This window comes from Neobacillus drentensis (genome assembly GCF_036962125.1).
GTDB lineage: Bacteria > Bacillota > Bacilli > Bacillales > Cytobacillaceae > Neobacillus > Neobacillus drentensis_B.
Genome location: NZ_JBALOA010000011.1, coordinates 200784 through 210085, shown reverse-complemented (window position 1 = coordinate 210085; position 9302 = coordinate 200784). Strand labels below are relative to the sequence as shown.

At 38.1% G+C, this 9302-nt stretch carries 12 protein-coding genes and 1 tRNA gene; 9 read left to right on the top strand and 4 right to left on the bottom strand.

The genetic code is table 11. The features are described 5' to 3' along the window. The first annotated feature begins 504 nt into the window (after positions 1–504). The 4 genes from V7121_RS10895 to V7121_RS10880 all read left to right on the top strand — a co-directional run bounded on the left by V7121_RS10895 (position 505) and on the right by V7121_RS10880 (position 3519). Complete coding sequence (locus V7121_RS10895) at positions 505–1200, top strand: MgtC/SapB family protein (protein ID WP_335499159.1); 696 nt, start codon at positions 505–507, stop codon at positions 1198–1200. Between the two features lie 81 nt (positions 1201–1281). Next, a tRNA-Ala gene (locus V7121_RS10890) sits at positions 1282–1354 on the top strand. Positions 1355–1672: 318 nt separating this feature from the next. Further along, positions 1673–1984, top strand: a complete 312-nt coding sequence (locus V7121_RS10885; protein WP_335499248.1) for a DUF485 domain-containing protein — start codon at positions 1673–1675, stop codon at positions 1982–1984. Further along, positions 1981–3519 carry a solute symporter family protein gene (locus tag V7121_RS10880; RefSeq protein WP_335499160.1) on the top strand — a complete coding sequence of 513 codons (1539 nt, stop codon included), beginning with the start codon at positions 1981–1983 and terminating at the stop codon, positions 3517–3519. Before V7121_RS10885 ends, V7121_RS10880 begins: the two co-directional genes overlap by 4 nt. A gap of 66 nt (positions 3520–3585) precedes the next feature. On the opposite strand, the gene V7121_RS10875 is transcribed toward V7121_RS10880, so the two are convergent. Next, a complete protein-coding gene (locus V7121_RS10875; RefSeq protein ID WP_335499162.1) occupies positions 3586–4920 on the bottom strand; it encodes a DEAD/DEAH box helicase in 1335 nt (444 codons plus the stop codon). A 160-nt stretch (positions 4921–5080) separates the two neighbouring features. On the opposite strand from V7121_RS10875, the gene V7121_RS10870 reads away from it, so the two are divergent. Together V7121_RS10870 and V7121_RS10865 are read left to right on the top strand one after the other, a co-directional pair. Then, on the top strand, positions 5081–5656 hold the full coding sequence (locus tag V7121_RS10870) for an RBBP9/YdeN family alpha/beta hydrolase (RefSeq protein WP_335499165.1): 576 nt from the start codon (positions 5081–5083) through the stop codon (positions 5654–5656). Between the two features lie 123 nt (positions 5657–5779). Further along, on the top strand, positions 5780–6688 hold the full coding sequence (locus tag V7121_RS10865) for a selenium metabolism-associated LysR family transcriptional regulator (RefSeq protein WP_335499167.1): 909 nt from the start codon (positions 5780–5782) through the stop codon (positions 6686–6688). 34 nt (positions 6689–6722) lie between these two features. Here the strand turns inward: V7121_RS10865 and V7121_RS10860 are convergent, their stop codons facing one another. The 3 genes from V7121_RS10860 to V7121_RS10850 are packed head-to-tail and all read right to left on the bottom strand — an operon-like array spanning position 6723 to position 8463. Further along, complete coding sequence (locus V7121_RS10860; RefSeq protein WP_335499169.1) at positions 6723–7859, bottom strand: zinc-dependent alcohol dehydrogenase; 1137 nt, start codon at positions 7857–7859, stop codon at positions 6723–6725. 17 nt (positions 7860–7876) lie between these two features. Next, the gene (locus V7121_RS10855; protein ID WP_335499171.1) at positions 7877–8236 is read right to left on the bottom strand and encodes a spore coat protein; all 360 of its coding nucleotides are present in this window, start codon (positions 8234–8236) and stop codon (positions 7877–7879) included. A 17-nt stretch (positions 8237–8253) separates the two neighbouring features. Further along, the gene (locus V7121_RS10850) at positions 8254–8463 is read right to left on the bottom strand and encodes a spore coat protein (protein ID WP_335499173.1); all 210 of its coding nucleotides are present in this window, start codon (positions 8461–8463) and stop codon (positions 8254–8256) included. A 130-nt stretch (positions 8464–8593) separates the two neighbouring features. Here V7121_RS10850 and V7121_RS10845 point away from each other — a divergent pair, with 130 nt between their 5' ends. The 3 genes from V7121_RS10845 to V7121_RS10835 are packed head-to-tail and all read left to right on the top strand — an operon-like array spanning position 8594 to position 9289. Then, positions 8594–8800, top strand: a complete 207-nt coding sequence (locus V7121_RS10845; protein WP_335499175.1) for a hypothetical protein — start codon at positions 8594–8596, stop codon at positions 8798–8800. Further along, entirely contained in the window at positions 8797–9114 is a 318-nt protein-coding gene (locus V7121_RS10840; protein WP_335499177.1) for a spore coat protein, read from the top strand. The genes V7121_RS10845 and V7121_RS10840 overlap by 4 nt, the downstream gene beginning before the upstream one ends. 31 nt (positions 9115–9145) lie before the next feature. After that, positions 9146–9289, top strand: coding sequence for a hypothetical protein (locus V7121_RS10835; RefSeq protein WP_335499179.1), 144 nt, complete (start codon positions 9146–9148; stop codon positions 9287–9289). Positions 9290–9302: the final 13 nt, after the last annotated feature.

Here is a 9302-nt window from a genome sequence, read left to right as displayed (position 1 = left end):
AGTTTTCAAAGAACAATTACTTTTCAAAGATAATTTTCAAACGTCCGCTCGAAAGCGACTTCACTAATTTATCATATTCCTTATCGAGATGTCAACAAGTTTTTTAATTTCTTTTTTCATTTGTTGAACCCTCCAATGAGGACGAGATTTAATATAACATGATAAATTAATGTTTGCAATATAGTTTTATCAATTTTTTCAAAAACCCTTCTAATTAAAATTACATACTTTAGAAATTTAATTGAAGAATGTATAAATAATAGGTGTTTAAGCCTTTTTCGTACATTCTAAACATATAATAAGATGAACCGCATTGTTTAACAGCATTCATTCCAATAATATAAATTTGATTTTCTTCTAATTAAATCGAACCATAGATTTGGTTCTTCCATTAGATAAACTTTTATGTGTAGAATAAAAATTAGAAATCTTTTATTTTTATATGCTAATTTTTGAAAGATGCAACAATCCAGTCAACTCTGTATAATTGGACGTGATTCTGTGATGAGTAGTGTTGATATCCAAATATTAATTAAGCTAGGTGTTTCAGCTGTTTTTGGACTTATTATAGGTCTTGAACGGGAGTTAAAGAGAAAACCAGTAGGACTAAAAACTAGCCTTGTAATATCCGTGGTAAGCTGTTTGCTGACAATTGTATCAATTGAATCTGCTTACATGTTTCCCAAATCAGATGATCTCAAAATTACCATGGACCCACTTCGTTTAGCCGCACAGATTGTATCAGGGATTGGTTTCTTGGGTGCAGGTGTAATCTTAAGACGTGGAAATGATAGTATTTCTGGATTAACAACAGCTGCAATGATTTGGGGGGCAGCAGGAATTGGTATAGCTGTTGGAGCTGGCTTTTTCATTGAGGCTTTTGCTGGAGTTGCATTACTTATTATTAGTGTTGAATTTATTCCTTTTTTAATGAAAATCATTGGTCCGAAACAACTAAGGGAAAAAGAAGTGATGCTGCAACTATTTATTAGGGATCAGTGCCAAATCGATAAATCTATCTCTTTCCTATTGGAGAAAAATTATATCGTTCGAAGACTTAAAATAAAGGATCTAGACAATGGGGATCATCTTGTTCAAATTTTAGTTGCAGTTGATTACCGTGAAAAGACAACCGATGTGTATACCTCTGTGTCAAATCTAGAAGGTGTACAAAAAGTAGAAATAGAAAGTATCGGCTAACCAAAAAAGTTTATTATTTTCTAAATTTACTCTTGCAAGAATTTATTAATACAGATATAATTTTGCTTGTACCAATTATCTGGGGGATTAGCTCAGCTGGGAGAGCGCTTGCATGGCATGCAAGAGGTCAGGGGTTCGAGCCCCCTATTCTCCATTATTTGAAAACCTCTGCGTTTGCAGAGGTTTTCTTTTTTTTATAATAATATTATTTTCTCTAACCTCTACCTTTTGTGGGTATTTTTACCTTTTTTTATTTTTTCTCTTGCATCTCCCCTTATCACTATAATAATATTATATTTGTAGTTTAAAAATTTTGAAAAGTCTGTATTTTAGCGAGGTGACTTCATCTAAAAAATCCGATCTATATTTTTTTTCCATCCTTTGACCAATCAGCTATGTCATTAATTTTTACCTCATTATAATTAAGGTTTTTATTTGAGAGGGGGAGCTTCTATTGGAGGCAAAAAAAAATATGGCTAATTCTGAAAGCGATTACACCTCAGTTGTTCAATCAGCATCTTTTCAAACATTACTCTCCGAAAAGAAAAAATTCATCATCCCAGTTACCATTTTCTTCTTTTGTTTTTATTTTGCATTACCTGTACTAACATCTTATACCACCGTTTTAAATAATAAATTTATCGGAAGCATTACGTGGGCATGGGTGTTTGCCTTTTTACAATTCGTTATGACTTGGGTTTTATGTATGGTTTATTCAAAGAAAGCAGCAAGATTTGATGAATTAGCATCTAAAGTCATCCAAGAAGGAGGACATGGCGAATGAATACAGCTGCCTTTACGATGTTTCTATGTATCGTTTTTGTAACGTTAGTAATTACATACTACGCTTCAAAACGAACGAAAAATGCTAGTGAGTTCTATACGGCAGGAGGTGGATTAACGGGCTGGCAGAATGGACTGGCCATCGCTGGAGATTATATGTCAGCAGCATCCTTCCTTGGTATTGCCGGTGCAGTTGCCTTAACTGGCTTTGATGGTTTCTTTTATAGTATCGGGTTCCTGGTTGCCTATCTTGTTGTCCTTTATTTAGTAGCTGAACCACTAAGAAACCTAGGCAAATATACATTTGCTGATATGATTGCCGCTCGATTTGATGCCAAAAAGGTTCGTGGATTTGCTGCAATGAATACGGTTACGATTTCTATTTTTTATATGATCGCACAGCTTGTTGGTGCAGGTGCACTTATTAAACTATTATTAGGCTTAGAATATACCACTTCTGTATTAATCGTTGGGGTTTTGATGACCGTATACGTTATTTTTGGTGGAATGCACGCTACAAGTTGGGTGCAAATCATTAAGGCGGTTCTATTAATGGGCGGTACCTTGGTGATTTCGATTATTGTTTTTGCGAAATTTAATTGGAGTATTACCGATATGTTTGCCCAGATGAAAACCGCGACTCCATTAAAGGAATCATTCTTAAATCCTGGCGTAAAATACAAAATTGGTCTTGATACCATTTCCTTAAACATGGGGTTAGTTCTTGGAACTGCTGGTCTGCCACATATTCTTGTTCGTTTCTTTACAGTTAAGGATGCAAAAACTGCTCGTTCTTCGGTCGTATATGCCACATGGATCATTGGAATTTTCTACGTTATGACGATTTTCTTAGGTTTTGGCGCAGCTGCATTTGTAGGGAACAGCACCATTGTTGCGGCCAATCCTGCTGGTAATATGGCCGCTCCACTGTTAGCTCAAGCCCTAGGTGGAAATATGCTGTTTGCTTTTATTTCTGCAGTCGCCTTTGCCACGATTCTAGCGGTGGTTGCTGGTTTAGTTCTGACAGCTGCCTCAGCATTTGCCCATGATTTCTATAATGTAATCCTAAAAAAGGGAAAAGCAACGGAAAAGCAGCAAGTTGGGATGGCTCGCTGGGCAGCGGTTGGAGTTTCTGTTATTTCAATTCTTCTAGCCTTAGGAGCACAAACCCTTAATGTCGCTTTCCTAGTTTCCCTTGCCTTTGCAGTGGCAGCTAGTGCCAACCTGCCTGTCATTCTGTACACAATCTACTGGAAACGCTTCAATACAACCGGTGCCGTATGGGCGATGGTAGTTGGGCTTATATCAGCAATCGGCTTAGTTATCGTCAGTCCGAATGTTTTCAGCCCAGAAGTTGGAAAAGCTATATTTGTAGGCGAGCCTTGGTTCCCTTTTACAACTCCAGGGATTGTTTCCATTCCTCTTGGATTTATTGCCGGCTATCTAGGCACCATCTTCTCGAGCCAAAAAGCGGATGTGAAAAGATATGAGGAAGTCCTGGTGAAATCAAATACTGGAATTAAAGTTAATGGGTAATATAACAAATGGGACTGAATCATTTTCAGTCCCATTTTTAGAGTGCTCATCCTTGTTCTATTTAGTTCAAGATCTTGGTCCTTTTCTTCCTGAGCCTGTGCCTGTGCCTGCTCTCGGTTTGGATTTTCCCGGAGATTCGCCTCTTCGTTTAAATCGATTGTCCCTGCTGCTACTTGATTCGTTTCGTCTTCGTGATGTGTTTTGCTTTTCTTTCCCTATGCCTATTCTCTCTTTCTTTACCTTGGTATGCCTATTATCATTTTCTGTTTTCTCTCTGGTTTCTTCAGTATTTCCGATATTTTTTTTTGGAATGATGATGTTTAATTCCTGCTCAATTGTATCGAGCATGGGCATATCTGCTGAAGAATAGAAAGTAACTGCTAGCCCTGTCATACCAGCTCTGCCTGTTCGGCCAATTCGGTGGACATAACTGTCTGCATCTTCAGGAATATCGTAATTAAATACATGGGTAACCCCTTCAACATCAAGTCCGCGCGCCGCCACATCTGTAGCAACCAGCAATTGTATTTCTGCCTCCCGAAAACGCTTCATCACCCGCTCTCTTTTCGCTTGAGACAAATCACCATGCAATTCATCGCAGGAAAAACCGTTTACTTTCAAGGCATCAAAAAGTTTACTTACTCTCCGTTTTGTCCGACAGAAGATGACGGCTAAAAAAGGACGATACGTTTCGACTAATTGAAAAAGCGTTGCTTGTTTTGCTCGATCCGTGGTATGAATCGCAATCTGCTTTACATTTTCAGCTGGTCCTTGCGTTTTTTCTACTTGAATATATTCAGGTTCATGCATATGCTTTTTGGCTAGTTTGCGAATTTCAGGCGGCATTGTTGCTGAGAACAGCATCGTTTGCCTGCTTGCCGGTGTTTCTCTTATAATATCTTCCACTTCATTAAGAAACCCTATATGAAGCATTTGGTCTGCTTCATCTAAAACCAGGAAGGATATTTCTGATAATCGAATCGTTTCGCGTCTAATATGATCTAATAGTCGACCGGGCGTTCCAACGACAATCTGCATACCCCGCTTTAGTTTCTTTAATTGTTTATCAACATCCTGACCGCCATATACTGCGAGAACATTGACTCCAGCAATATCAGCAATTAGCTTTTCAATTTCATCCGTAATTTGCAAGGCAAGTTCACGTGTGGGAGTCACAATGAGCGCTTGAACATCTTCTACCTCATGAGTTATTTTTTCTAAAATTGGCAGGATGAAGGCAAACGTCTTCCCTGTTCCAGTTTGGGCCTGTGCAATAATATCGTGGCTACTCAACACTAACGGAATGGATTTTTCTTGAATCGGTGTTGGTTTGGCAATTCCCTGACTGCGTAATTTTCCCACGATTGCTTCTGAAATACCCAGTGATACAAAATCTGACAAAAATACCCCTACTTTCTATTAAAACCTATCCTATTCATATTGATTGTTTTTCCTGATAAAAGCAAATCATGGTTGCCCTTTTTAGATAAAAGATTTATAATTCAATAAAACCAACTTATTTCATCGGAATAGTAATAATTCGTTCCTAGGAGGGATTATAATGGACCAACAAAGTTTTCTTATCATTCATGGATTAGGCGGGAGTGGACCTGATCACTGGCAATCTTGGCTGGCAAAAGAATTAATAAAAAGGAACAATCACGTAATTTACCCGACTTTTACCAACTATAATTTACCAAATAAGGACATTTGGTTGGAGGAACTATCTAATGCGCTGAGGATGATACCGGAGGAAAATAACTTAACCATCATTACTCATAGTCTTGGATGTTTTTTATGGCTCCATTATGCTTCTAAGCAAAACAAACAAATTGCCAATCAGGTAATTCTAGTTGCACCACCTTCCCCAAATCATATACTTACTGAAGCAAAGTCTTTTTTTCCCGTACCATTGGTTGGAAACCAGCTTAAAAAAGTTGCTGAGCACACATTATTTATCCATTCAACTAATGATCCCTATTGCGGCTTGAAGGATTCAAGTACCTATGCAAACCTCGGGCTCCCTGCCATCACTCTCCCGAATGCTGGTCATATCAATACACAGTCCGGACATAGTGAATGGCCATGGATGTTAGAATTATGCCTATCTCAGGAAAAATTATCTCTATATGCCTAAAAAGAAGGAATGAAAATCATTCCTTCTTTTTATACTGAAATGATATGATAATATACATATAATCATCTATTTTATAAATGATAAGTAATCGACTAAACAAATATATGCGGGGAGAAGATTGGGATGGATTTACATCAGCTGTATGTTTTTACAAAGGTGGTTGAACACAGAAGCTTTTCTAAGGCTGCAGATGATATTTTTCTAAGTCAATCCACGGTTAGTTCTCATATTCAAGCATTAGAGAAAATGTTGAATATAAAGCTGTTTGACCGAGTTGGAAGGGAAAGTATTCTAACCCCTCAAGGGGAGCGCTTATATCAATGGGCTCTAAAGCTTTTGCTTATCAAGGACCAAGCTCTTCTCGATGTAAAAGAAGGAATGACGGACCTGCGCGGCATCATTCGGATTGCAGCGAGTTCTGTTCCGGGGCAATTTATGATACCGCGAATGGTGAAGCGATTCAGAGATCAGTATCCTGAAGTGACGTTTCATATCAACCAATCTTCTTCCAAAAATGTAGCTGAAAAGGTCCTACATGGGTCGGTTGATGTTGGTATTTTAGGTGATAAATACGAAAACGATAAACTTCGCTACATACCTATATTAAAAGAAAAATTAGTGTTAATTACTTCAAACCAAAATGAGATTGAGGGTCCGGTCAATATCGAAGAAATTTTGGCTTATCCCTTTGTCATGCGAAACTCTAACTCTGGAACAAACGCTCTTTTGGAACGATTCCTAAAAAAAAGGAAAATAAATAAGGACCAGATAAATATTATTGCTTATACAGAAAGCGGACAAAGTTTAATGCAATTTGTCATCCAAGATATTGCCATTTCGATTATTTCTGAAATCGCAGCTAGCGAATATTCTTCAAAAAAGATGCTTAAGATGCATGAAATAAATGGCTTTGATGATGAAAGATTTTTTTATCTAGTCTACAACATTAATAAAACCCAATCACTTTTATCAAAGTTATTTATTGAAGGAGCCTTGGACTTAGCAGGTGGTTTCGAACACAAAGTGGACTGAGAAATCCTCAGCCCACTTTTCATTTTATCTAAAACTACGGTTTTAATATTACTTTTATACAATCTTCCATTTTTGTATCAAACACTTCGTAGCCATGTTTCGCTTGATCAAGTGGTAATACATGCGTGATGATATCACCGGGATCTAACTTACCATCATTTATCATTTCGTAAAGGAATGGCATATAAGGGATAACAGGTGCCTGTCCTGTTCTAATATTCACGTTCCGCTGGAAAATATCTCCGAGAGGAAATGCATTATATCGACCGCCGTATACACCGGTTAATTGTATCGTTCCACCTTTACGAACAGCCTGACTAGCAATGACAATCGCTCCCATTGCTCCGCCATGAAGCTTTAATCCAGAAGCAAGAAACTCAAGTGGGGTCCATTTTCCATCCATTCCGACAGCATCGATGACGATGTCGGCACCACCTTGGGTAATTTCCTTCAAATATTCGCCTGTGTTTTGATGCTGTTCAAAATTAACAATTTCAACTTTATTGGTTCGTTTCGCATGTTGCAGACGGTAATCAATATAATCAACGGCAATCACGCGTTTTGCTCCCTTATACCAGGCAAATTTCTGTGCGAGTAATCCAACTGGACCACAACCGAGGATGATAACCGTATCCCCCTCTTTTACACCCGCATTATCAACACTCCAGTAAGCTGTCGGAACTGCATCGGCAAGTAATGCTAACTTTTCATCTTCCACCTCACAGTTTTCAGGAATCTTAAATGGGGTGAAATTTCCAAATGGTACTCGCATATATTCTGCCTGCCCACCTGCATAACCGCCTGTAGTTTCCGAATAACCGAAAAATCCCGCTCCTTGTCCATGTGGATTTCCGTTATCACATTGACTTGTTAAATCGTGCGTGCAATACCAACAATGGCCACAGCTAACATTAAAAGGAATGATGACTCGATCACCTTTTTTTAAGTTCGTTACCTCTGGCCCTGCTTCTTCAACGATTCCCATTGGTTCATGACCAATGACAAAACCCGTAGGCAAATTGGGAATCATCGCATGAATCAAGTGTAAATCAGAGCCACAAATGGCTGTAGAAGTAACTTTTACAATAATGTCATCTGCATTTTTTATTTTTGGATCTTTGACTTGTGTCACTTCAACATTCTTTATGCCTTGGTATGTTACTGCCTTCATCAGGTTTTCTCCTCCTTTTATTTGTATGGCGTGGCAAACATGCCAAGGCGATCAGTATCCATAGGGTAAAGGTTTAAACTAGCAATTTGTACGGCAGTTTCTGCAGACTTTAAGTCAATTGGAAATTGTTCTTTAAAGTTGTGGGGATGCAGCCATCCTTTTTTGATCATCAAATCCGATATCTCAGTGTGTAAATCGATTGCGTTCTCCATCTGTTTATGCAGTGCCCGTCTGAGTTCAGGGTTGGCCGTTTCAGTAATTGCAAAGCCGTAGTTACGAATACCATTTTTTACAGAAAGTAAAAAGTCCATGGCAAAAGCTGAATCGGCTAAGTTGGGCATTCCTTCCGCATTTCTTGGGTCTAAATAATCTTCCATTATTTTACTACCTCGCTTTATTGCAGTATTTGACTTTGTTTATAAAAGCCTAAAAGTTCATTAATGTCCTTAATTGACTGTTGCACATCTTTCTCCATTAGCGCCTTTAATTCATTATCAAAACAGATTCCTTGCATTAATTTGGAGCGAAGTAAGCAAACCGTTTTAAAGTTCAGGATTTCATGCGTTTCCATTGTTTCATGCAAGGCTAAGCTCTCTACTTCCATAAAGCACCTCCAGTTTCTTAACATATATATTTTCCCCTATTGATGTTTCCTTTTATGCATGGTGAATAAACAAGGGGCATCTAAGAAAATATAATGAGGATAAAGTACGTTGCGCCTGGAGGGAAAATAAATGACCAAGTATTTAGGGCTACATGAAACATTAGACCTTCATGAATTGCTTTCATTCAAAAATTTGTGTTTAACTAAAGCAACAACCATGAGTGCTTTAGCCCAGGATGAGGAGTTAAAAGCCATTCTTTCAGAGGATGCCGCTGCAGGAACACAGCATATCCAACAACTAAAGCAATTTTTGACAGAGCGGGAGGCAAACCAGTGAATCAATTCATTCAAAATATTATGGGAATGGGTGGTATGACTGACCAAGTGATTGCTACTGATTTTCTCATCTCTGCGAAGGCCGGTGTGAGAAATTATGCTGTAGCAATTACGGAAACGGCTACACCAGAATTAAAAGCAGCCCTACGAGCACAATTAAATGATGCTATTGCTACACATGAAAAAATCACTAATTATATGGCAGCGAAGGGCTTCTATCACCCGCACAACCTAAGTGAACAGTTGCAAGTGGACCTAACAGTTTCAGAAACAGCATTGAATCTTGCTCACAAAAAGGAAAATGCCTCAAGTTAATAAATTGGATTTGTTATAGAGGGGGATTTCTATGACTGAAAAATGTTTTTATTGTACCAATGAAATTGAAGAAAGACAGCTTCATTATGTTACATTTATCTCCTCAAACCGAGAAAGAGATGAATCGCTTTGTAATGATTGTTATCAAGAATGGCTCGAAGGGGTAAAAGGATAGCCACTAAAAAGAT

Excerpts from the sequence above, each read along its gene's own strand:
- V7121_RS10895 (WP_335499159.1), top strand. The coding sequence starts at position 505 with ATGAGTAGTGTTGATATCCAAATATTAATTAAGCTAGGTGTTTCAGCT.
- V7121_RS10885 (WP_335499248.1), top strand. The coding sequence starts at position 1,673 with ATGGCTAATTCTGAAAGCGATTACACCTCAGTTGTTCAATCAGCATCT.
- V7121_RS10880 (WP_335499160.1), top strand. The coding sequence starts at position 1,981 with ATGAATACAGCTGCCTTTACGATGTTTCTATGTATCGTTTTTGTAACG.
- V7121_RS10870 (WP_335499165.1), top strand. The coding sequence starts at position 5,081 with ATGGACCAACAAAGTTTTCTTATCATTCATGGATTAGGCGGGAGTGGA.
- V7121_RS10865 (WP_335499167.1), top strand. The coding sequence starts at position 5,780 with ATGGATTTACATCAGCTGTATGTTTTTACAAAGGTGGTTGAACACAGA.
- V7121_RS10860 (WP_335499169.1), bottom strand. The coding sequence starts at position 7,859 with ATGAAGGCAGTAACATACCAAGGCATAAAGAATGTTGAAGTGACACAA.
- V7121_RS10855 (WP_335499171.1), bottom strand. The coding sequence starts at position 8,236 with ATGGAAGATTATTTAGACCCAAGAAATGCGGAAGGAATGCCCAACTTA.
- V7121_RS10850 (WP_335499173.1), bottom strand. The coding sequence starts at position 8,463 with ATGGAAGTAGAGAGCTTAGCCTTGCATGAAACAATGGAAACGCATGAA.
- V7121_RS10845 (WP_335499175.1), top strand. The coding sequence starts at position 8,594 with ATGACCAAGTATTTAGGGCTACATGAAACATTAGACCTTCATGAATTG.
- V7121_RS10835 (WP_335499179.1), top strand. The coding sequence starts at position 9,146 with ATGACTGAAAAATGTTTTTATTGTACCAATGAAATTGAAGAAAGACAG.